At 70.6% G+C, this 23012-nt stretch carries 19 protein-coding genes; 4 read left to right on the top strand and 15 right to left on the bottom strand.

The genetic code is table 11. The features are described from left to right. Positions 1–29 precede the first annotated feature (29 nt). From OG456_RS26760 to rsmH, 14 genes are all read right to left on the bottom strand, one after another. Complete coding sequence (locus tag OG456_RS26760; RefSeq protein ID WP_227294226.1) at positions 30–668, bottom strand: cell division protein SepF; 639 nt, start codon at positions 666–668, stop codon at positions 30–32. Between the two features lie 127 nt (positions 669–795). Beyond that, a complete protein-coding gene (locus tag OG456_RS26755) occupies positions 796–1515 on the bottom strand; it encodes a YggS family pyridoxal phosphate-dependent enzyme (protein WP_266565234.1) in 720 nt (239 codons plus the stop codon). A gap of 6 nt (positions 1516–1521) precedes the next feature. Beyond that, on the bottom strand, positions 1522–2253 hold the full coding sequence (gene pgeF, locus OG456_RS26750) for a peptidoglycan editing factor PgeF (RefSeq protein ID WP_266565232.1): 732 nt from the start codon (positions 2251–2253) through the stop codon (positions 1522–1524). Positions 2254–2288: 35 nt separating this feature from the next. Continuing rightward, positions 2289–3500 (bottom strand): cell division protein FtsZ, encoded by a 1212-nt coding sequence (gene ftsZ, locus OG456_RS26745; protein WP_266565230.1) that lies wholly within the window; start codon positions 3498–3500, stop codon positions 2289–2291. Positions 3501–3785: 285 nt separating this feature from the next. Further along, positions 3786–4628, bottom strand: coding sequence for a cell division protein FtsQ/DivIB (locus tag OG456_RS26740; protein WP_266565228.1), 843 nt, complete (start codon positions 4626–4628; stop codon positions 3786–3788). A gap of 143 nt (positions 4629–4771) precedes the next feature. Beyond that, positions 4772–5866: an undecaprenyldiphospho-muramoylpentapeptide beta-N-acetylglucosaminyltransferase gene (gene murG, locus OG456_RS26735; RefSeq protein ID WP_266565226.1), complete on the bottom strand. Its 1095-nt coding sequence runs from the start codon at positions 5864–5866 to the stop codon at positions 4772–4774. A gap of 6 nt (positions 5867–5872) precedes the next feature. Further along, complete coding sequence (gene ftsW, locus OG456_RS26730) at positions 5873–7186, bottom strand: putative lipid II flippase FtsW (protein ID WP_266565224.1); 1314 nt, start codon at positions 7184–7186, stop codon at positions 5873–5875. Positions 7187–7273: 87 nt separating this feature from the next. Further along, a complete protein-coding gene (gene murD / locus OG456_RS26725) occupies positions 7274–8722 on the bottom strand; it encodes a UDP-N-acetylmuramoyl-L-alanine--D-glutamate ligase (RefSeq protein WP_266565222.1) in 1449 nt (482 codons plus the stop codon). Next, positions 8704–9777, bottom strand: a complete 1074-nt coding sequence (gene mraY, locus OG456_RS26720; protein ID WP_266565220.1) for a phospho-N-acetylmuramoyl-pentapeptide-transferase — start codon at positions 9775–9777, stop codon at positions 8704–8706. Before mraY ends, murD begins: the two co-directional genes overlap by 19 nt. After that, complete coding sequence (gene murF / locus OG456_RS26715; RefSeq protein WP_266565218.1) at positions 9774–11201, bottom strand: UDP-N-acetylmuramoyl-tripeptide--D-alanyl-D-alanine ligase; 1428 nt, start codon at positions 11199–11201, stop codon at positions 9774–9776. Before murF ends, mraY begins: the two co-directional genes overlap by 4 nt. Before the next feature lie 4 nt (positions 11202–11205). Next, the gene (locus tag OG456_RS26710) at positions 11206–12870 is read right to left on the bottom strand and encodes a UDP-N-acetylmuramoyl-L-alanyl-D-glutamate--2,6-diaminopimelate ligase (RefSeq protein WP_266565216.1); all 1665 of its coding nucleotides are present in this window, start codon (positions 12868–12870) and stop codon (positions 11206–11208) included. A gap of 31 nt (positions 12871–12901) precedes the next feature. Beyond that, positions 12902–14881, bottom strand: coding sequence for a penicillin-binding protein 2 (locus OG456_RS26705; protein ID WP_266565213.1), 1980 nt, complete (start codon positions 14879–14881; stop codon positions 12902–12904). Positions 14882–14885: 4 nt separating this feature from the next. Beyond that, positions 14886–15410, bottom strand: a complete 525-nt coding sequence (locus tag OG456_RS26700; protein ID WP_266565211.1) for a hypothetical protein — start codon at positions 15408–15410, stop codon at positions 14886–14888. Positions 15411–15435: 25 nt separating this feature from the next. Further along, positions 15436–16395, bottom strand: a complete 960-nt coding sequence (rsmH, locus tag OG456_RS26695; protein ID WP_116502573.1) for a 16S rRNA (cytosine(1402)-N(4))-methyltransferase RsmH — start codon at positions 16393–16395, stop codon at positions 15436–15438. A 254-nt stretch (positions 16396–16649) separates the two neighbouring features. Between rsmH and OG456_RS26690 the strand changes: the two genes are divergently transcribed. The 4 genes from OG456_RS26690 to OG456_RS26675 all read left to right on the top strand — a co-directional run bounded on the left by OG456_RS26690 (position 16650) and on the right by OG456_RS26675 (position 22291). Then, complete coding sequence (locus tag OG456_RS26690) at positions 16650–17261, top strand: carbonic anhydrase (RefSeq protein WP_266565209.1); 612 nt, start codon at positions 16650–16652, stop codon at positions 17259–17261. A 218-nt stretch (positions 17262–17479) separates the two neighbouring features. Continuing rightward, positions 17480–18499 carry a MoxR family ATPase gene (locus OG456_RS26685; protein ID WP_266565207.1) on the top strand — a complete coding sequence of 340 codons (1020 nt, stop codon included), beginning with the start codon at positions 17480–17482 and terminating at the stop codon, positions 18497–18499. Next, positions 18499–19848, top strand: a complete 1350-nt coding sequence (locus OG456_RS26680; RefSeq protein ID WP_266565205.1) for a DUF58 domain-containing protein — start codon at positions 18499–18501, stop codon at positions 19846–19848. The genes OG456_RS26685 and OG456_RS26680 overlap by 1 nt, the downstream gene beginning before the upstream one ends. 34 nt (positions 19849–19882) lie before the next feature. Beyond that, the gene (locus tag OG456_RS26675) at positions 19883–22291 is read left to right on the top strand and encodes a DUF3488 and transglutaminase-like domain-containing protein (protein ID WP_266565203.1); all 2409 of its coding nucleotides are present in this window, start codon (positions 19883–19885) and stop codon (positions 22289–22291) included. A 206-nt stretch (positions 22292–22497) separates the two neighbouring features. Here the strand turns inward: OG456_RS26675 and OG456_RS26670 are convergent, their stop codons facing one another. Next, positions 22498–22917, bottom strand: a complete 420-nt coding sequence (locus OG456_RS26670; RefSeq protein WP_266565201.1) for a DUF3040 domain-containing protein — start codon at positions 22915–22917, stop codon at positions 22498–22500. Positions 22918–23012: the final 95 nt, after the last annotated feature.

Raw genomic sequence — 23012 nt, 5'->3', positions numbered from 1 at the left:
CTGCACCGGCACTTCACCGGTGCTGCGTCTCAGCTCTGGTTGAAGAACCCGCCCTCTGCGATGCGGGCCTTGTCCTCTGCCGTGACATCGACGTTAGCAGGCGACAACAGGAACACCTTCTGCGTCACCCGCTCAATGCTGCCGTGCAGACCGAAGACGAGACCGGCCGCAAAGTCGACAAGTCGCTTCGCGTCAGTGTCGTCCATCTCCGTCAGATTCATGATCACCGGAGTGCCCTCACGGAAGTGTTCCCCGATGGTACGGGCCTCGTTGTACGTCCGGGGGTGCAGCGTCGTGATGCGATAGGGCTCCCGCTCTGACACAACCTTGGGCATGATCACCGGTGCGTTCTTCTCCAGGCTCTGGCGTTCAGGTGTGATGGATGCCACGGGGGCGATTCGCGCCGGACGTCCGGATTCCGCGGGCAACGGAACCGGTTCGCGCTGAGCGGGAGGCTGCACCACTCGTACCGATTCGTCCCGTTGGGACTGGTGTGGCTGATGAGTGTTGTGCGACTGATGCGACGGTTCGTGACGCCTGCGGTCCCGCTCGGGTTCGGGGTCCAGCTCAGGCTCGAAGTCGTCGTCGGGGTCGAACCCCCGGCCGTCGTACCCATCGTCCTCCACGAGGCCGAGGTAGACCGCCATCTTGCGCATCGCGCCGGCCATTGCTCTGAGTCCTCCGCTCTGTGGTGGATCGGCTGACGTCAACCAAAGTGCCTGCGATCCACGCGATCTCCCCGCCCATCAGCGAGAATGACCATATTTTCTGCTGTGGTCCGACTTCTTGGCGACGTTACCCGAGCCTGGGTCGGACTCCGAGTACCGCCGTACCGACGCGCACATGTGTCGCTCCGGCCGCCACGGCCTGTTCGAGGTCCGCACTCATCCCTGCTGACACCATGTTCGCAGCCGGATGAGCCCGGCGCAGGTCAGTCGACAAATCCATCAGCCGCTCGAACGCCGCCTGTTGGCGGTCCGCGTACGGACCGGTGAGCGGTGCGACCGTCATCAGACCGTCAAGGCGCAGACCGGGCGAGTCCGCCACAATTGCCGCCAACTCCTCGATTCCGCCCGGCCCTACGCCGCCGCGCTCGCCCCGCCCGTTCTCCCCGGCGTCGAGCGCGACCTGGATCAGACAGCCGAGTTCACGCTCCGCGCGCACGGCCGCCGTCGACAGTGACGTGACGAGCTTCGACCGGTCGACGGACTGCACGACGTCGGCATAACCGACCACGGAGCGAACCTTGTTGGTCTGCAGCTGCCCGACAAAGTGCCACCGGAGCGGCAGATCCGCACATTCCGCGGCCTTGGGTGCCGCGTCCTGGTCGCGGTTCTCGGCGACATCGCGCACACCGAGTTCCGACAAGATCCGCACATCGCTCGCGGGGTACGTCTTGGTGACCACGATCAGGGTCACTTCCTCGCGCTCACGGCCTGCGGCGGCGCACGCCGAAGCGATGCGTTCCTCCACCTGTGCCAGATTTGCTGCGAGTTGAGCCTTACGGTCCGTCATGTCCCATCAGTCCAGCCAGACATAGCCAGCGAGCCGACCGGTGGTGCGGTCGCGGCGGTACGAGAAGTGGTCGTGCGACTCCAGGGTGCACACCGGCGACTGCTGCCGGTCACGCACCCCGAGCCGCTCCAACTGGGCATGCACTCCGGCGGTCACATCGACGGCAGGGGTGCCCCAGCTGGTTTCGGCGTACGCCGCGGGTTCCACGGCGGCCACCTCGGCGCGCATCCCGTCCGGGACTTCGTAGCACTTCCCGCAGACGGCGGGGCCGGTGCGGGCCACGATGCGGGCGGGTTCGGCGCCGAGCCCCACCATCGCCTCGACCGCTGCGGGGACGACTCCGGCGACCATGCCGGGGCGTCCGGCGTGAGCGGCGGCGGCGATTCCCGCGACGGGGTCGGCGAGCAGGACCGGTGTGCAGTCCGCGGTGAGCACCGCGAGAGCGAGTCCGCGCCGTGCGGTGACGATCGCGTCGACGGACGGGATGTCGGCGGCCGGACCCCAGGGTCCGTCGACCACCGCGACGTCCGGGCCGTGCACCTGGTTCATCCAGACCACGTGCGCCGGGTCGAGGCCGAGCGACCGCGCCGCGCTGCCGCGGTTGGCGTGGACTGCGGCCGGGTCGTCACCGACCGCACCGCCGAGGTTGAACTCCTCGTACGGAGCGGCGCTCACCCCGCCCCACCGGTCGGTGAAGGCGAAGTGGGCGCCGCTCACGTGGTCGCGCTGTCCTATCACTTCAGGAGGTCACTTCTGCAGGTCACTTGTGCCGGTCACTTCAGGAAGTCCGGCACGTCCAGCTCTTCGACCTGGCTGTCCTGGTAGGGACGGGCCGGCGGAACCTGCGGCGAGGCGACCGGGGCGGACTGCATCTCGTTCGCCGGGGTGGCCTCGACGGGCTCCGGAACCTTCGGTTCGTCGCGCGGGGTGACGCTGCCGAGGCTGCCGAAGGACGGACGGGCCTCGGTGGCTCGCGGCGCCGGCTCCTCGCGCTTGGCGGACGCGCCGCCGATCACGTTGTCCCGCTTGGACGGCGGCTGCCCGCCGTCGAAGCCGGCCGCGATGACGGTGACCCGCACCTCGTCACCCAGGGCGTCGTCGATGACGGCACCGAAGATGATGTTGGCCTCGGGGTGCGCGGCCTCACTGACCAGCTGCGCCGCCTCGTTGATCTCGAAGAGACCGAGGTCGGAGCCGCCGGAGATGGAGAGCAGCACGCCGCGTGCGCCGTCGATGGAGGCCTCGAGGAGCGGCGAGGAGATCGCCATCTCCGCGGCGGCCACCGCGCGGTCGTCGCCGCGGGCCGAGCCGATGCCCATGAGCGCCGAACCGGCCTCGGACATGACCGACTTGACGTCGGCGAAGTCGAGGTTGATCAGGCCGGGCGTGGTGATCAGGTCGGTGATGCCCTGGACACCGGACAGGAGGACCTGGTCGGCCGACTTGAAGGCGTCGAGGACGGAGACCTGCCGGTCCGAGATGGACAGGAGACGGTCGTTGGGGATGACGATGAGGGTGTCGACCTCTTCGCGGAGCTCGGCGATGCCGTCCTCCGCCTGGTTCGCGCGGCGCCGGCCCTCGAAGGTGAACGGCCGGGTGACCACACCGATCGTCAGGGCGCCCAGCGAGCGTGCGATGTTGGCGACGACAGGTGCGCCGCCGGTGCCGGTGCCACCGCCTTCGCCGGCGGTGACGAAGACCATGTCGGCCCCCTTGAGGACCTCCTCGATCTCCTCGCGGTGATCCTCGGCCGCCTTGCGTCCGACGGCCGGATTGGCTCCGGCGCCGAGTCCGCGGGTGAGTTCACGGCCGACGTCGAGCTTGACGTCCGCGTCGCTCATCAACAGGGCTTGCGCGTCGGTGTTGATGGCGATGAACTCGACGCCCTTGAGACCGACCTCGATCATCCGGTTGATGGCATTGACACCACCGCCGCCGACACCGATGACTTTGATGACTGCGAGGTAGTTCTGCGGTGCTGCCACGTCGAAGGCCTCTCGCCTCGAGTTACGTGTCGCCGCCTCGCATTGGTACGTTGCGACGACTGATGCCGAATTGGGGCGGCCCGGACTACTTGCCTGCCGACCCGAACCCTAACGCTGAAGTTTAGGGTTACCAGTGTGTCTGTTCCCTGGACTCTTCCGAACAGGACACTAAGTCGACAAGTGGCGCACGTTCAACGAACACGCCGAACCTCCCGTTTTTCTTTTCACCCTATGTGATCAGCCGTAGCAGTGCCCAACCAGGGTGCTGGCCTGCGCTGATGTGCGTCAACTCCCCGATGACGCAGGGGCGGTGGGGACACTTACGTCGAAGTGCCGCGCCTTCGGGGCGGCTTTCATGAGGGCGGTGAGGGTGGTCGCCTTGGTGTCGCCCTTCTCACCACTTCCCCATACGACGGTGCGCCCGCCGCTCAGATCCAGGGACACATCGTCGTACGAACGGACCCTGACCGCACGGGTGTCACGGGCCACGGCCGGGGGCAGATCGCCCGCGACGCGGACCGCCTCGCGCACCAGACGGTCGGGGCCGAAGCGGCGAAGGCTAGCGGCGGCGCCCGCCTGATCCGGCGTCAATTCCAGTCGCGGAACGCCGCGGGGGGCCTTCTGTACGGTCGCGAAACGGACACCCTTGGCATCAATTTCGACGAACTTGCCCGCGTTGGAACCACCTTCGCGATTTTCGCCGTTTTTACCGTTTGCGCCGCTTTTGGCAATCAGGACCGGCTCGCGTTCGGTCACTTTCAATCCAATTCCGTGCGGCCAGGAACGCACGACATCGACCGAGTCGATCCGGGGCAATTTCCGGCGAAGACGGTCCTCAATGTCGCCCGTGTCGACGGAAATCAGCGGGGCGCCGACCGGAACGGCGGCGGCCGCCCGCACTTGAGCGGGCGTCAGAACCCCGGTCCCCGAGGTCGCGACGCGCTCCACCCTCAGCCACTGGGAGCCGTACAGGATCCAGATGGTGGCAGCGCCGAGCAGGAGCGCGACGCCGGTCACGATCAGGACGCGCGGGCGCGGCAGGCGCGGGCTGCGGCCACGCGGAGGCCGGGGCGGGCCGGACTTCGGCTTGTGCCGCTCACCGCGGTCCGCGGTCGTCGGTCCGGCCACGCGCACGCTCCCCTTCTCCTGGCTCCGTTCGCCTCCGGGGCGCCTCAGCCGGCGTCGAGAGCCCGACCGTGCTCAGCCCTTCGGACCTCCGCGCGCTCGACCTCTCAACACCGGCGCGCCCCTTCGGCTCACTCGCCGTTGTGTTATTGGCGATGACGCGAGGCGATCGCCTCGCGCACCATGCCGACGAGCAGCTCGTCGGCGTCCCGGCGGCCGAACTCGGAGGCGGCGCGGGACATCTCGTACAGCCGGTGCGGGTCGCCGAGCACGGGCAGGACGTTGCCCATGATCCACTCGGGCGTCAGCTCCGCGTCGTCGACCAGCAGTCCGCCGCCGGCCTTGACCACCGGCTGGGCGTTGAGCCGCTGTTCACCGTTGCCGATGGGCAGCGGAACGTAGGCGGCGGGGAGCCCGACGGCGGAGAGTTCGGCGACGGTCATCGCGCCCGCGCGGCAGAGCATCATGTCGGCCGCGGCGTACGCGAGGTCCATCCGGTCCACGTACGGTACCGGGATGTACGGGGGCATCCCCGGCATCTGCTGGACGTGCGGCAGTTCGTTCTTGGGGCCGACGACGTGCAGGATCTGGATGCCGGACTGCTGGAGCAGCGGAGCGACCCGCTGGACGACCTCGTTGAGGCGGCGTGCGCCCTGGGAACCGCCGGAGACGAGCAGCGTCGGAAGGTTCGGGTCGAGGCCGAAGGCGGCGCGCGCCTCGGGCCGTACGCGCGCCCGGTCGAGGGTGGCGATGGTGCGGCGCAGCGGGATGCCGACGTAACGGGCGCCGCGCAGCTTGCTGTCGGGCGTGGAGACCGCGACGCCTGCGGCGTAGCGCGAACCGATCTTGTTGGCGAGTCCGGGGCGGGCGTTGGCCTCGTGGACGACGATCGGCACACCGAGGCGCTTGGCCGCGAGGTAACCGGGCAGGGCGACATAACCGCCGAAGCCGACGACACAGTCCGCCTTGGTGCGCTCCAGGATCTGCTCGGCCGCCTTGATGGTGCCGCGCAGCCGGCCCGGGACGGTGATCAGTTCAGGGGTTGGCTTGCGCGGCAGCGGTACGGCGGGGATCAGCGCGAGTTCGTATCCGCGCTCGGGTACGAGCCGCGTCTCGAGCCCCTTCTCCGTACCGAGGGCCGTGATGCCCACGGTCGGGTCCTGCCTGCGCAGGGCGTCCGCGAGGGCGAGCGCGGGCTCGATGTGGCCGGCGGTCCCCCCGCCGGCGAGTACGACATGCACCGAAATTCACCGCTCTCCGGACGTACGCGCCGTGGCGCGCCGTCGCATCGTGTTCCATCTCATCCGAGGCTGCCGCATGGCCAGGGCCGCCCGCGCCGCGGGTTCGTCCCGCGCGAACGCGATCAGAAGTCCTACGGCGAACATGGTCGGCAGCAACGCTGACCCCCCGTACGAGAACAGCGGGAGCGGGACACCGGCGATCGGCAGGAGACCGAGCACCGCACCGAGGTTGACCACGGCCTGGGCCGTGATCCAGGTGGTCACGCCACCCGCGGCGTACCTCACGAAGGGGTCCTCCGTGCGTCCGGCCACGCGGATACCCGCATAGCCTAGAGCCGCGTACAGGGCGAGCACCGACAGCGTCCCCGCAAGGCCCAGTTCCTCACCGGTGATGGCGAAGATGAAGTCGGTGTGCGCTTCGGGGAGTTGGCCCCATTTTTCCACACTCGCCCCGAGTCCGGATCCGAAGAATCCGCCCGAGGCGAGGGCATAGATGCCGTGCAGTCCCTGCCAGCAGATGTCGTCCGGGCCCGCGTCGGTGGAACCGAGGCAGGACAGGCGCGCCATGCGGTTGGGGCTGGTCTTGATGAGGAAGGCGCCGATGGCGGCCGCGACGGAGAGCACGCCGACGAACAGGCGGGTGGGCGCCCCGGCCAGCCAGAGCAGTCCGAAGAGGATGGCGGTGAGCAGGATCGCCGTGCCCATGTCGCCGCCGAGCATGATCAGTCCGAGGAGCAGGAAGGCCACCGGGACGAGCGGCACCAGCATGTGTTTCCACTGGGACAGCAGCCGCTTGTCGTGCTTGCGCGCCATGAGGTCGGCGCCCCACAGGACGAGGGCCAGCTTCCCGAACTCGCTGGGCTGGAGCATGAAGGGGCCGCCCAGCGAGATCCAGTTCTGGTTGCCCCCGATGGAGACTCCTATCCCCGGCACCTGCACGAGGACCATCAGGAAGACACTGCCGGCGAGCAGCGGGTAGGCCAGTGCGCGGTGCAGCTTCACCGGCATCCGCATGGCCGCGAACAGGAGGGCCCCGCCGATCGCCGCCGCGAGGAACTGCTTGCGGAAGTAGTACGAACTGGGCAGCCCGTTCTGCAGCGCCGTGATCATCGAGGCCGAGTAGACCATCACCAGGCCGAGCACGGTGATCAGGAGGCTGGAGCCGAGGATGAGGTAGTACGCGGTGAGAGGGCGGTCCCAGGCGCGGCGGGCCTGGGTGTAGAGGCGTCGTACGGGGCTGACGCGGGCCGGCCTGGCCGGTTTCTTCGGGGGACGCGCCGCCGGGGGCCGCCGGGCCGCCCGCGCGCTGCTGCCGGGCATCAGCGCACCCCACCGCTGTACGACGATGACGCTGCCACGATCCCCTCCCGAGGGTGCCCGGCGTCACCGGGCACCCGAAGGCCCCCGTCAGACGCTCGTGGAGCCGAGTTCGCGGACCGCTTCCGCGAACGCGTCGCCACGCTTGTTGTAGTTGGTGAACATGTCCATCGACGCACAGGCCGGGGCCATCAGCACGGTGTCCCCCGGCCGGGCGAGCCGCGCGGCCTCCTGGACCGCCTGCGACATCGCACCAGTGTCGGTCCGGTCGAGGTCGACCACCGGGACTTCAGGGGCGTGTCGCGCGAGGGCTTCCCGGATCAGCGCGCGGTCCTGGCCGAACAGGACGACCCCGCGAAGGCGCTTGGCCGACTTGGTGACGAGCTCGTCGAAGGACGCGCCCTTGGCGAGCCCGCCGGCGATCCACACGATCGACTCGTAGGCGGCCAAGGAGGCTTCCGCGGCATGGGTGTTGGTCGCCTTGGAGTCGTCGACATACGCGACTGCGTCGACGTCGGCGACGTGCGCGATGCGGTGCGCGTCGGGTGTGAAGGCGCGCAGTCCGTCGCGTACGGCGGCGGGCTCGACGCCGAAGGCGCGCGCGAGGGCGGCGGCGGCGAGGGCGTTGGCGATGTTGTGCGGGGCGGGCGGGTCGATGTCCGCGACCTCGGCGAGCTCCTGGGCGTTCTTGTGCCGGTTGTCGACGAAGGCCCGGTCGACCAGGATGCCGTCCACGACGCCCAGTTGGGAGGGGCCGGGCGTGCCGAGGGTGAAGCCGATCGCGCGGCAGCCCTCCTCGACGTCGGCCTCACGGACCAGGTCCTCGGTCGACGGCTTGTCGGTGGCATCGACGTTGTAGACGCAGGCGACCTGATTGCCCTCGTAGATACGGCCCTTGTCGGCGGCGTACGCCTCCATGGAGCCGTGCCAGTCGAGGTGGTCGGGCGCGAGGTTGAGGACCGCCGCGGAGTGCGCGCGCAGCGAGGGCGCCCAGTGCAGCTGGTACGAGGAGAGCTCGACGGCGAACACGTCGTACGCGTCGTCGCCTTCGAGTACGACGTCGATGATCGGCGTACCGATGTTGCCGACGGCCGCCGTGCGCAGGCCCGCCGCCTCCAGGATCGACGCGAGCATCTGCGTGGTGGTGGTCTTGCCGTTGGTGCCCGTGATGGCGAGCCAGGGGGCGGCGCCGGGTCCGCGCAGGCGCCAGGCGATCTCCACGTCCCCGACGACGTCCACGCCCGCCTCGGCCGCCGCCGCGAAGAGCGGGGACGAGGGCTTCCAGCCCGGTGACGTGACGACGAGTTCGGTGCCGTCGGGGAGCGTCTCGGCGTCCCCGAGCTGGGCGGCGACGCCGAGCTGCGCGAGTTCGGCCGCCGTGGCGCGGTGCGTCTCGCTGTCGCCGCCGTCCACGACCGTGACCGACGCGCCGAGGCCGGCCAGGGCGCGGGCGGCGCTGATGCCGCTCACGCCGAGACCGGCGACGGTGACTCGCTTGTTCTGCCAGTCGGACGCAGTGGTCACTTGTCGGCTGCCCATCCCGCGTAGAAGAGGCCGAGTCCGACGATCACGCACATGCCCTGGATGATCCAGAAGCGGACCACCACAAGGACTTCGGACCAGCCCTTGAGTTCGAAGTGGTGTTGCAGTGGCGCCATGCGGAAGACGCGCTTGCCGGTGAGCCGGAAGGAGCCGACCTGGATGACCACGGACATGGTGATCAGGACGAACAGGCCGCCGAGCAGGGCGAGCAGGAACTCCGTGCGGGAGCAGATGGCCAGACCCGCGAGGGCGCCGCCGAGCGCGAGGGAGCCGGTGTCACCCATGAAGATCTTCGCGGGCGAGGTGTTCCACCACAGGAAGCCGAAGCAGGCGCCCATCAGGGCCGATGCGACGACCGCCAGGTCGAGTGGGTCTCTGACCTCGAAACAGGCGGCGGGGTTGGTGAGGGTCTGCGCGTTGGCGCAGGACTCCTGGAACTGCCAGACACCGATGAAGGTGTACGCGCCGAAGACCATCACGGAGGCGCCGGTGGCGAGGCCGTCGAGGCCGTCCGTGAGGTTCACGCCGTTCGACATCGCGAGGATCATGAACAGCGCCCAGACCACGAACAGGACCGGGCCGATCGTCCAGCCGAAGTCCTGCACGAAGGAGAGCTTCGTGGAGGCAGGGGTGTTGCCGCGGTTGTCGGCGAACTGGAGCGAGAGCACCGCGAAGGCGATACCGACGGTCAGCTGTCCGGCCATCTTCGCCTTGGCCCGCAGGCCGAGCGAGCGGCGCTTGACGATCTTGATGTAGTCGTCGAGGAAGCCGACCAGCCCCATGCCGCCCATCAGGCCGAGCACCAGCAGGCCCGACAGGGTCGGCGCGGCGCCGGTGATGACCTTGCTCATGAAGTACGCGATGAACGTCGCCAGGATGAAGGCGATACCACCCATCGTCGGAGTACCGCGCTTGGCGTGGTGCTCGCGCGGGCCGTCGTCACGGATGTACTGGCCATAGCCCTTGCGCGCAAGGAGCTTGATCAGCAGGGGCGTCCCGATCAGGGTCAGGAAGAGCCCGATCACACCCGCGAAGAGGATCTGCTTCATCATCGGGCAGCAACCTCGCCCACGTTGTCGCCGTCGACGGCGAGCAGCGCCTGCGCGACGCTCTCCAGGCCCACCGACCTGGAGGCCTTCACGAGCACGACGTCACCCGGGCGCAGCTCGCTGCGCAACAGGTCGACAGCCGCCTGTGCGTCGGACACGTGCACCGACTCCTCACCCCACGAACCCTCGTTATAGGCGCCCAGTTGCAGCCAGGACGCTTCCCTGCCCCCGACTGCCACGAGCTTGCTGACGTTGAGCCGGACGGCAAGCCGTCCGACCGCGTCGTGCTCGGCCAGCGCCTCGTCCCCGAGCTCGGCCATCTGACCGAGCACCGCCCATGTACGGCCCCCCTCTGCCCGCCGGGACTTGCCCATCGCTGCGAGCGCTCGCAGAGCGGCTCGCATGGACTCGGGGTTCGCGTTGTAGGCGTCGTTGACGACTGTCACGCCGTCCGGGCGCTCGGTGACCTCCATACGCCAGCGGGACAGTGTGCCCGCCTCGGAGAGCGCGAGGGCGATCTCCTCCACGGACATGCCAAGGTCATGGGCGACGGCGGCCGCGGCGAGCGCGTTCGACACGTGGTGCTCACCGTACAGGCGCAAGGTCACGTCGCTGCACCCGGAGGGTGTGCGAAGGCTGAAGGAAGGCTGTCCGTTCTCCGTGAGCCGGACATTCTCGGCGCGTACGTCGGCATCGGCGCCCTCTCCGAAGAGCAGCACCCTCGCCTTGGTGCGGGAGGCCATCGCGCGGACGAGGGGGTCGTCGGCGTTGAGGATCGCGGTGCCGTCGGCCGGCAGGCTCTCGACCAGCTCGCCCTTGGCCTCGGCGATCTGCTCGCGGCCGCCGAACTCGCCGATGTGCGCCGTGCCGACGTTGAGGACGACGCCGATCCTCGGCGGGGTCAGGCCGGTGAGGTAGCGGATGTGGCCCTTGCCGCGCGCGCCCATCTCCAGGACGAGGTAGCGGGTGTCGTCGGTGGCGCTCAGCGCGGTCAGCGGCAGGCCGATCTCGTTGTTGAACGAGCCCGGTGTGAAGACCGTGGGCGCCTTGCGGCGCAGGACCTGGGCGATCAGGTCCTTGGTGCTGGTCTTGCCGGCGGAGCCGGTGAGCGCGACGAGGGTGGCGCCGAGCCGTTCGACGACGGTGCGCGCCAGCGCGCCGAGGGCGGCCTGTACATCGTCGACAACGATGGCGGGCACCCCTACCGGGCGCGAGGCGAGTACGGCGGCGGCTCCGGCGTCCACCACGGCGGCCGCGTAGTCGTGGCCGTCGACGCGCTCGCCGGCGAAGGCGGCGAACAGGCTGCCGTCCGTGACCTTCCGGGAGTCGATGACGACCGGTCCGGTCACCCGGACCGACGGATCCGGTATGTCGTACGTCTGCCCGCCGACGGCTGTAGCGATCTCGGCGAGGGAGAGGGCGATCACAACTTCATCCCTGGGTTTGCTGGATAGCTTCGCGAAGCACCAGGCGGTCGTCGAAGGGACGCACCACCCCGGCGATGTCCTGGCCCTGCTCGTGGCCCTTGCCCGCGACGAGGACGGTGTCGCCCGGCTGTGCGCGGGCGACCACGGCGGCGATGGCCGCCGCCCTGTCCTCGAAGACCTGGACCTCGGCGCGCTCGTGGGCAGGCACCTCGGCGGCGCCCGCGAGCATCGTGGCGAGGATCGCGAGGGGGTCCTCGGAGCGGGGGTTGTCCGATGTCAGTACGGCGGTGTCGGCGAGCCGGGCGGCGGCGGCGCCCATCGGCATCCGCTTGGTGGTGTCACGGTCGCCGCCGCAGCCGAGCACGATGTGGAGCTTGTTCTCGGTCACCTTGCGCAGCGCGCGCAGCACGGACTCGACGGCGTCGGTCTTGTGCGCGTAGTCGACGACGGCGAGGTAGGGCTGGCCCGCGTCGACGCGCTCCAGGCGGCCGGGAACGCCCGGCACGGCGGCGACGCCGTCCGCGGCCTGCTGCGGGTCGATGCCCGCGACGGCGAGCGCGACGATCGCGGCGAGCGCGTTGGCCACGTTGAACGGCCCGGCCAGCGGGGACTTGGCGGTGATCCGCTCGCCCTTGGGGCCGACGGCCACGAAGGTGGAGTCGAACGGGCCGACCTCGACGTCCTCGGCGTGCCAGTCGGCGTCCGGGTGGCCCTCGGCGGAGAAGGTCACGACGGGCACCTCGGACTCGTCGATGAGCCGGCGGCCGTACTCGTCGTCGTAGTTCACGACGCCCTGTTTGCTGCGTGCGCGGGTGAACAGCTGCGCCTTGGCCCGGAAGTAGTCCTCCATGTCGGAGTGGAACTCCATGTGTTCCGGGCTGAGGTTGTTGAAGACCGCCACGTCGAAGACGCAGCCGTCGACCCGGCCGAGCACGAGGGCGTGGCTGGAGACCTCCATCGCGACCGCGTCCACACCGCGCTCGCGCATCACCGCGAACAGCGCCTGGAGGTCGGTGGCTTCGGGGGTGGTGCGCTCCGACTTGATGCGCTCGTCGCCGATGCGCATCTCGACGGTGCCGATGAGCCCGGTGCTGTGCATCGTGCGCAGCCCGCCCTCGATGAGGTAGGCCGTCGTGGTCTTGCCGGACGTGCCCGTGATGCCGATCTGGAGCAGATCGCGGCCGGGGTGGCCGTAGATCGTGGCCGCCAGCTCTCCCATCCGGCCGCGCGGGTTCTCCACGACGAGGGCCGGCAGACCGGCCGCCGCGACGCGTTCGGCGCCCGACGGGTCGGTGAGGGCGGCGACGGCGCCGAGGCTCGCGGCCTGGGCGGCGAAGTCGGCGCCGTGGAAACGGGCGCCGGGCAGGGCCGCGTAGATGTCGCCGGGGCGCACGGCGCGCGAGTCGTGCGTGATGCCGGTGCTCCCCGTCGACGCCGCGGGCTCTTGGGGCGCGGGGACACCCAACTGATCTGCGAGATCGGCAAGTCGTGTCGCGGTGACCTGCACCGGTCGCGGCGGTCCCGGATATGTCACGGGAACGCCCTTCTGGGTGTCTTGGGACTGATCAGCGTGTGGCACGGCGGTGAGCGTACCGGGCTCACCCCCCATGGAGCGAAGCGAGGGGTGTGGCGCGGGCTGGTTCCCGGGGTCCGGGGTGATCGTTGTCACGGGCTGTACCTGGTCACTCTCGGGGCTCGGATCAGGGCTGGTAGCTGACGGGCAGCCGGGCGGGCTCGGCGCCGGTGGGCGGCACCTGGAGCGTCTTGAGGGCGAACTCCATGACCTGCTTGTAGATGGGGCCGCAGATCTGGCCGCCGAAGTAGCCGCCCTTGGTGGCGTTCTGGATCGCGCAGTAGACGGTGACGCGGGGCTTGTCGGCGGGGGCGAAACCGGCGAACGACGACGTGTACCCCTTATACCTGCCGGTGGCCGGATCGACTCGGTTGGCGGTGCCGGTCTTGCCGGCGACGCGGTAGCCGGGGATGCGCGCCTTGGCGCCGGTGCCCTCCTCGTCGTCCACGACGGACTCGAGCATCTGCGCGACCGTCTTGGCCGTCTTCGCGCTGACGACCCGGTTCTGCTTGGGCCTCGGGGCCGGGGTGAACCTGCCGTCGGGTCCCTTGGTGCCGCGTACGAGGGTGGGCTCCACGCGTACGCCGCCGTTGGCGATGGTCGAGTAGACGGAGGCGGCTTGCATCGCGTTGATGGAGAAACCCTGGCCGAAAGGGATCGTGTACTGCTGCGAGGTCGACCACTTGTCGGCGGGGGCCAGGATGCCCGGGGTCTCGCCCGGGAAGTCGAGCCCGGTGGGACGGCCGATGCCGAACTTGCGCAGGTACGACGAGAGCACCTGGTTGGCCTGGGGCTGGGTCTTGCCGAGCTGGCCCGCCGCCAGGATGGTGCCGATGTTGCTGGACTTGGCGAGCACGCCGTTCAGCGTGAGATGCCAGGTGGGGTGGTCGATGTCGTCCTGGAAGAGCCGGTCGCCGCGGTGCAGCCGGTTGGGCACCGTGACATGCGTGTCGGGGGTGGCCGCGTTCTCCTCCAGGACGGCGGCCATCGACATGACCTTCGCGGTGGAGCCGGGCTCGTACGCGTCCTGGAGCGCCGCGTTGCCCATGGCGGTGGAGTTGGCCTGCGAGAGGTCGTTGGGGTCAAAGCCGGGCGCGTTGGCCATCGCCAGGACCTCGCCGGTCCTGGTGTCCTGCACCATCACGTAGCCGCGGTCCGCCCCGGACTTCTTCACCTGGTCGGTGATGGCCTTCTGCGCGGCCCACTGGATGTCGCGGTCGATGGTGAGCTCGATCTCCGAACCGGGCACGGCGGGCTGCTCGTTGCTGCCGGCCGTGGGTACCTGACGGCCGCCGGACTGGGCGTACTTGATCTTGCCGGGCTTGCCCGCCAGATCCTTGTTCAGCTGCTGCTCGATACCGCCGCCGCCCTTGCCGTCGGCGTTGACCCAGCCCAGTATCCCGGCGGCCAGATCGCCGTTCGGGTACACGCGCTTGCTGCTGGGGTCGGCGAAGACTCCGGCGATGACGCTCGCCGTCTTCTCCCGGTCCGCCTTCTCGGAGAGCGTGCTCTTGAGGTCCTTGATCTGCTTCCAGACCTGGGGGGTCTGGCGGCGGGCCAGCAGGACGTAGCGCGTCCTGGGGGTCCGCAGCTTCTTCGCGACCACGTCGGCGTCCACGCCGAGGATCGGGGCGAGGAGCGCCGCGGCCTGCTCGGGCGCGTCCCGCGGCACCACCGGGGCCGTGGAGTTCTTGGCGGCCGCGGTGTCCGCCGGCCGGAACATCGTGGGGTCGGCCGTGATGTCGTACGCGTCCACGCTGGTGGCGAGCGCGACCCCGCTGCGGTCCGTGATCCCGCCGCGCTCGGCCGCGAGGACGTGCTCGACGTACCGGTGCTGTTCGGCCTTGGCCGCGTAGGCGCTGGCGTCGACGGCCTGTACCTGGAGCAGGCGTACGACGAAGGCGATGAGAACGAGGGTGAGGCCGAGGCTGACCATGCGCAGCCGGGGGCGCGGGCTGCCGAGGCGCAGTGCGGCGGGTGCCTTGACGGGGGCGGGACGCGGGCGCCTGGCGCCGGGGTTCGGACGCCGGGAGGCGGCGGGGCGGCCGTTCCTCGCGGGCCTCGCGGGGGCTGGGACCCGGCGACGCGGGGGCTCCCTGTCGGTCATTCCGTCACCTGCCGGAGGTCGAGGGCGCGGGTTTCACCTGCGAGGACGTGGGATTCGGCGTGGCCTTGGAGGTCGCGGACGGGGTCGGCGCGGGGCTCGGAGTCGTGCCCGCGACCTGGGGCGGGGGCGGCGCGGGCAGCCACAGTGTGGAGGGGGCGGCGGCCGCGCCGGGGACGCCGCGCACGGTGCCGTCTGGGTTGAGGAAGGCCGGGTCGCCGCCGGGGACCATGCCGAGCTCGCGGGCGCGGCGCTGCAGGGCGTCGGGGGCCGCGTAGGCGTCGACGTCGCGCTGGAGCGCCTGCTCGTCGTCGGTGAGGTCGGTCGTCTGCTTCTTGAGGTCGTTCAGCCTGAACGACCCCTCGTTGAGCGCCGAGTTCAGCATCAGGAGCGTGATCAGCCCGCCGCCGAGCAGCAGCACGACGAGGAGCACGAACGGTGTGCGGGCCGCCCGGCCGGCGCCCGCGGATCCCGAGGGCAGCAGCCGCGCCAGTCGCGCGGCCCTCCCCCGCAGTTCGCGCCTGGGACTCATCGACCCCTCCTCGCGCGCCCGGAACTCACCCGGCGACCTCCTCGCGGATGCGCTGCGCACCCCGCAGCCGCGCCGGGGCCGCCCGGCGGTTCTCGGCGACCTCTTCCTCCGTAGGGAGTTCGGCGCCGCGCGTGAGCAGCTTGAGCCGTGGCTGGTAGCGCTCGGGGACGACCGGGAGTCCGGGCGGCGCGGTCGTCGCGGCGCCGGCCGCGAACACCTGCTTCACGAGCCGGTCCTCGAGCGAGTGGTACGACAGGACGGCGATACGTCCCCCGACGGCAAGCGCCTGCACGGCGGCCGGAATGGCCCGCTCCAGGACGCTGAGCTCGCCGTTCACCTCGATGCGCAGGGCTTGGAAGGTGCGCTTGGCGGGGTTGCCGCCGGTGCGCTTGGCGGCCTGCGGCAGCGCGTCGCGGATCAGCTCCACGAGCCGGGCGCTGTTGCTGAACGGCTCCTTCTCGCGCTCACGCACGACCGCCGAGACGATCCGCTTGGCCTGCTTCTCCTCGCCGTACGCGCGCAGGATCCGCACCAGTTCGCCCGGGGGGTACGTGTTGAGGACCTCGGCGGCGCTCATTCCGGTCGTCTGGTCCATGCGCATGTCGAGCGGCGCGTCCTGCGCGTAGGCGAAGCCGCGGTCGGCCTCGTCGAGCTGCATGGAGGAGACGCCCAGGTCGAAGAGGACGCCCTGCACGCGCGGGATGCCGAGCCGGTCGAGGACCTCGGGAAGCTCGTCGTAGACGGCGTGCACGAGGGTGGCGCGGTCACCGAACGGGGCGAGGCGCTCACCGGAGAGGCGCAGGGCCTCCTTGTCGCGGTCGAGACCGACGAGGCGGCAGGAGGGGAACGTGGAGAGAAGGGCTTCGCTGTGTCCGCCGAGGCCGAGCGTGCAGTCGACGACCACCGCACCCGGCTCGGCGAGGGCCGGGGCCAACAGGTCCAGGCAGCGCTGGAGCATCACCGGGACATGTCGGGTCTGGCTCAAGGGGCCCTCTCAGTTCCGGCGCGGCGCCCACGCACCGCCGGGGTGCCCGTCGCGCACGTGGTGAAGAGTCCGGTGGAGTGCCGGGATCTTCGGTGTTTCCTGGGGTTTCCGCGTCACTTTAGTCCACGGTGTCGCCCGGTCAATCAACCGGCCTGCGCGCCGCGCGCCGCCCCTTCGCGATGCCACCGACCAGGAGAAATCACCCGTACGGGCGAGCCGAAGCGCCCCTGTGGGTTACCTCACAACAAGCCGCGATGGCGTTCTTTGTCCGCTCTCACAGCGGGCTTGTCCCAGGAGTGACCATTACCGTCATAGCTATGACGACTTCCGCATCCCTCCCTGCTGAGTCCGAAAGCGCCATACCTGCCGACGGCACCGTGACCGACCGCCTCGTCGAGGCGAACCAGCGCTACGCCGAGGCGTTCACCGACCCAGGTATGGACGCCCGTCCCGTTCTGCAGGTGGCCGTGGTGGCCTGCATGGACGCGCGGCTCGACCTGCACGCCGCCCTGGGCCTGGAGCTGGGCGACTGCCACACCATCCGCAACGCGGGCGGCGTCGTCACCGACGACGTCATCCGCTCGCTGACCATCAGCCAGCGGGCGCTCGGCACCCGCAGCGTGGTGCTGATCCACCACTCGGGCTGCGGTCTGGAAGGCCTCTCCGAGGACTTCCGGCACGACCTGGAGATGGAGGTCGGCCAGCGCCCGACCTGGGCCGTCGAAGGGTTCCGCGATGTCGACCAGGACGTGCGCCAGTCCATCCAGAAGGTGCGCACCTCGCCCTTCCTGCTGCACACCGACGACGTACGCGGCTTTGTCTTCGACGTGAAGTCGGGGCGGCTGCGGGAGATCCGGCCCAACTGAGCCACGGACTCGACCACGCTCTCAAAAGGTCGTAAGCCCCGACATATCGCTGCCAGTTATCCACAGTCGAGTGACACGAACCGGTAACGGCAACAAGAATGCGGTGAGGCACCTCGCGCGAGAAGACGGAACTGCTCGCGCGTGGTGTCCGTGTTTCGGGGTGGGCCGGGCCGCAGCATCGAGCGTCGGCCCGGAAAGTACGGGCCGAGGAGGGCCGGGTGACGACCTATGACGATCGAGCGAGCCTCACTGATCTGACCACCACTGTGGAGCGAGTCCGCAGGTCGGTGGAGGGCGTGATCGAGGGCAAGCCGGAGGTCGTACGGCTTTCGCTGACGGTGCTCCTGGCCGAGGGGCACCTGCTCATCGAGGATGTACCGGGCGTCGGCAAGACCATGCTTGCGAAGGCGCTCGCCAAGTCCATCGACTGCTCGGTGCGTCGTATCCAGTTCACGCCCGACCTGCTGCCGTCGGACATCACCGGTGTCTCCATCTGGGACCAGCAGCGCCGGGACTTCGAGTTCAAGCCGGGCGCGATCTTCGCGCAGATCGTGATCGGCGACGAGATCAACCGCGCGTCCCCGAAGACGCAGTCGGCGCTCCTGGAGTCCATGGAGGAGCGCCAGGTCACCATCGACGGGCAGACGTACGAGCTGCCCAGCCCCTTCATGGTGGTGGCCACGCAGAACCCGGTCGAGATGGAGGGCACGTACCCGCTGCCCGAGGCGCAGCGCGACCGCTTCATGGCCCGGGTGTCGATCGGCTACCCGAGCCCGGAGGCCGAGCTGCAGATGCTCGACATCCACGGCGGGGCCTCCCCTCTGGACGACCTCCAGCCGGTGGCGCACGCGCACGACATCGTGAAACTCGTCGACGCCGTCCGCTCGGTCCACGTGGCCGACTCGGTGCGGCGCTACGCGGTCGACCTGGTCGCCGCCACACGCAGCCACCCCGACCTGAGACTCGGCGCCTCGCCGCGCGCCACGCTGCATCTGCTGCGGGCGGCGAAGGCATCCGCGGCGCTGAGCGGGCGTGAGTACGCGCTGCCCGACGACGTGCAGTCGCTCGCCGTGCAGGTCCTCGCGCACCGCCTGCTGCCCACGGCGCAGGCCCAGTTGAACCGGCGCACGTCCGAGCAGGTGGTCCTGGAGATCCTCCAGCACACGTCGGTCCCGGCCGCCTCGGGCCACGGGTCCCCGCTGTACGGCCAGCAGCCGCCCGGCGCCCGGAGGCTGTGATGGCCGAGGGGGGAGGCTTCGGGGGTGACGACGACGAGGGCGGCCTTCGGGTCGCGCTCTCGGGGCTGACCACCCGTGGACGTTCGTTCCTGGCCGCCGGGGTGGCGGCGGCGGTCTGCGCGTACGCCCTGGGACAGAGCGATCTGCTCCGGGTCGGACTGCTGCTCGCCGTGCTGCCGCTGGTCTGCGCGTTCGTGCTCTACCGCACGCGCTACCGGGTCGCGGGCAGCCGGCGGCTGTCCCCCGCGCGCGTGCCCGCGGGCAGCGAGGCCCGCGTCCATCTCCGCATGGACAACGTCTCGCGGCTGCCCACGGGCCTGCTGATGCTCCAGGACCGGGTGCCGTACGTGCTCGGGCCGCGTCCCCGCTTCGTCCTGGACCGGGTGGAGGCGGGCGGCCGCCGCGAGGTGTCGTACCGCGTGCGCTCGGACCTGCGCGGCCGCTATCCGCTCGGCCCGCTCCAGCTGCGCCTGACGGACCCGTTCGGCCTGTGCGAGCTGTCCCGGTCCTTCTCCACGTACGACACCCTCACGGTCATCCCGCGCGTGGAGCCACTGCCCGCGGTGCGGCTGACCGGCGAGGCCAAGGGGTACGGCGACGGGCGGAACCGCTCGCTGGCCCTGGCGGGCGAGGACGACGTGATCCCGCGCGGATACCGCTACGGGGACGACCTGCGCCGTGTGCACTGGCGCTCGACCGCGCGCTACGGCGAGCTGATGGTGCGCCGCGAGGAGCAGCCGCAGCGGGCCCGCTGCACGGTGCTCCTCGACACCCGGCGCCTCGCCTTCCAGGGCGCGGGCCCCGACTCGGCCTTCGAGTGGGCGGTGTCGGGCACGGCGTCGACGCTGTTCCACATGCTCGAACGAGGCTTCTCCGTACGCCTGTTGACCGATACGGGCAATTCGGTGCCGGGCGAGGGGTCCGACGGGTTCGCCGGCGCCAGCCAGGAGTCGGCGGACGCGGCCGGACTGATGATGGACACGCTCGCCGTCGTCGACCACTCGGACGGCTCGGGTCTCTCGCGCGCGTACGACGTGCTGCGCGGGGGGAACGAGGGGCTGCTGGTGGCCTTCTTCGGCGATCTCGACGAGGAGCAGACCGCGGTCGCCGCCAGGATGCGGCAGCGCAGCGGCGGCGCCGTCGCCTTCGTGCTCGACAGCGAGACCTGGACGCGCGGCGCCCCTTCGGAGCGCTGCGAGGAACGGCTGCGGCTGCTGCGCGAGGCGGGCTGGTCGGCCCTCGCGGTCCCGCCCGGCACCTCCCTGATCGACCTGTGGCGCGACGCCGACCGGCACCGGGCGTCCACCGGCGCGGAGAGCGGACCGGCGGTGACGGGGTGGGGTTCTTGATCATGCGTGATGTCACCGGGGGAAAGGCGCGGTCATGAGTGGAGGCGCTCGGCTGACGCTGTGTGCGACGGCGGCCACTTTCATGGCGGCTTGTGCGCTGCTCCCGCTGGTCGATCTGGCGACCTGGATCTTCCAGGCCGCGTTCCTGCTGGTCGTCCAGGCCGGGGTGGGGGCACTGACCCGGCGCGTGCCTCTCGCGCGGCCGCTCACGGTGGCCGTGCAGGCGCTCGTGACGCTGATGCTGCTCACCCTGCTGTTCGCGAACGCGCAGGCGATCGGCGGGGTGCTGCCGGGCCCGGAGGCCTTCCGTCACTTCGGGGAGCTGCTCCAGGCGGGCGGCGAGGACGTGGGTCGGTTCGCGATCCCCGCGCCGCTGTCCGACGGGATCCGGCTGATGCTGGTGGGCGGCGTCCTGGTGATCGGCCTCGCGGTGGACGCGCTCGCGGTGACGTTCCGCAGCGCGGCGCCCGCCGGGCTGCCGCTGCTCGCCCTGTACTCGGTCGCTGCGGGCCTCTCCCACGGCTCCGCCGACTGGCTGTGGTTCCTGCTCGCGGCCGGCGGCTATCTGATGCTGCTCCTCGCCGAGGGCCGGGACCGGCTCTCGCAGTGGGGGCGCGTCTTCGGCGGTACGGCCCGCTCACCGGGCCGTGCGGCCGAGAGCACGGCCGATGCCGTGGCCCCGATCCGCACGGGCCGCCGCATCGGCGCGTTCGCGCTCGGCATCGCCCTGGTGGTGCCGCTCGCCCTGCCCGCACTCGAGGGCGGCCTGCTCGGCCCGACGGGTACGGGCGCGGGCGTGGGCTCCGGAGGCGGCGGCACCATCTCCGCCGTCAACCCCCTGGTCTCCCTCCAGAACAGCCTGAACCAGCCCGAGGACCGGGAGGTGATGTCGTACCGCACGAACTCGAAGGACACCCAGGACCTCTATCTGCGGATCGTCTCCCTCGACGAGTTCGACGGGACGACCTGGCGGCCCGCCAAGCGCAGCATCATCGACGTGCCCTCGCCGTTCCCGAGCCCCCGCGGCCTCGGCGCGGACGTCCGCAGGACGGAGATCCGCACGAACATCGCGGCGGCCGGCTGGTACGCCCAGGACTGGCTGCCGCTCCCCTACCCGGCGACGAAGGTCGACATCTCGGGACGCTGGCGGTACGAGCCGGTGGGCCGGACCCTCGTGGGCGACCACAACCAGACCACGCGCGGCAAGAAGTACGGCGTCGAGAGCCTGATCGTCCAGCCGACGGCGGAGCAGCTGGCGAACGCTCCCGAGGCGCCGAGCGAGCTGCGGCGGGAGTTCACCAAGGTGCCGTCGTCGCTGCCGGCGATCGTCGAGAAGACGGCGCTGCGGGTCACCGAGGGCGCGGCGAACGACTACCAGCGGGCCGTGAAACTCCAGGACTACTTCGCCGTGAGCGGCGGCTTCACGTACAACACGGACGTCCAGGCCGGCAGCGGCTCCTCGGCCATCGCCCGTTTCCTGAAGGACAAGGAGGGCTTCTGCGTCCACTTCTCGTTCTCGATGGCCGCGATGGCCAGGACGCTGGGGATCCCGGCGCGGGTGGCGGTGGGCTTCACACCGGGCTCTCCGCAGGCGGACGGCCGGATGTCGGTCGGTCTGCGGGACGCGCACGCGTGGCCGGAGCTGTACTTCGAGGGCGTGGGCTGGACGCGCTTCGAGCCGACGCCGAACCGCGGCACGGCGCCCGAGTACACACGTGACGACACCCCGGCGGGCAACCCGAGCAACCCGGCGGCGCCCAGCGAGGCCGCCTCGTCCCAGCCGTCGGCCGGTCAGCCTTCCGCGTCGGACAACTGCCCGGCGGCCGAGCGGAAGCTGGAAGGCTGCTCCAACACGGCGCCCGCGGTGATCGGCGCGTCCGGCGGCGACGGCCCGCCCTTCGGCACGATCGCCCTCGTCGCGCTGGGCGTGCTGTTGGTGGTGCTCGTGCCTCTGTCGCCGATGCTGTGGCGGCGGCGGGTACGGGCCGTGCGGCTCGGCTCGTCCGGCCGCACGGACGGGGACGCGGCGGCCCGCACCCTCGCGGCGTGGCTGGAAGTGACCGATACGGCGTGGGACCACGGCATCGCACCGGACGAGTCACAGACACCACGGAAGGCGGCAGCGCGGATCGTCCGCGTCGGAGAGCTCGATCAGGTGGCTGCGGACTCCGTGCATCGGGTGGCGGCCGCGGTGGAGCAGGTGCTCTACGCGCCGAGGCCGCAGCCGACGGCGGGTCTCGGGGACGACGTGCGCCGCCTTGAGCAGGGCCTGCACGCCAAGGCGAGCCGCTCGGCCCGGCTGCGGGCGACGCTCGCACCGCGCTCGACCGTTCGAGTGGCGTGGAGCCTTTCACAGCGCTGGGCGGAGCTCGGCTCCCGCTGGACGGCCCGGAAGTCGACGCTTCTGCGGCGGGCGCGGCGGCCTTCCGGCCAGGAGGGCTGACAAGAGGGGGTGCGGGGCGGCGCCCCTCGCGCGCAAGCGGCAACCCGGCGTGCGGATTGGCCCGGCCGACCCGCGCATTTGCCGGCACGCGGATACACCGGCGAGCGGATACGCCTGAGGGGTGACCACCCGTGAGTGGTCACCCCTCAGCTGCATCTGTTCCCTGAAGGACTTCTGATCCCGTGAGGACCTCGTCCGGCGAGGGCTCAGCGGCCGCCCTGGCCGCCCTGTTCGTCTCGGCGCCGCTGCCAGCGCTTCTCGATCCGGTCCATCATCGACCGGTGCTTCTTGCCCTGTCGCCGTGCGGCCGGCGGCGCTCCTGGCGCTGCTCCGGCAGCCGGCTGTTCACCGGGCTTGGGCGCTTTGCGCCATGCAGTCATGGCAAGGACCGCGCAGCCCAGCATGACGAGGAACCCCACCACGCTGATCCAGATCTGCTTTGCGACCATTCCGGCCATGAGGAGCGCGATACCCACCAGGAATCCGGCGACTGCCTGGTAGACCCGACGTCGGGTGTACGTACGCAGCCCGCTTCCCTCAAGCGCTGTCGCGAACTTGGGATCTTCGGCGTACAGCGCTCGCTCCATCTGCTCGAGCATTCGCTGCTCGTGCTCCGAGAGCGGCACGGAGTCCTCCTCATCGTGCAGTCGCCGGGGCGACCGGGGGTCCCCTTCAGGATAGGCAGGGAATCGCCCCCGTGAAACCCGCCCCTCTACGCCAA

It is taken from the genome of Streptomyces sp. NBC_01446 (assembly GCF_026340095.1).
Lineage (GTDB): Bacteria > Actinomycetota > Actinomycetes > Streptomycetales > Streptomycetaceae > Streptomyces > Streptomyces aureus.
The sequence above is the reverse complement of the archived record's forward strand: the minus strand, read 5'-3'. Positions and strand labels throughout refer to the sequence as shown.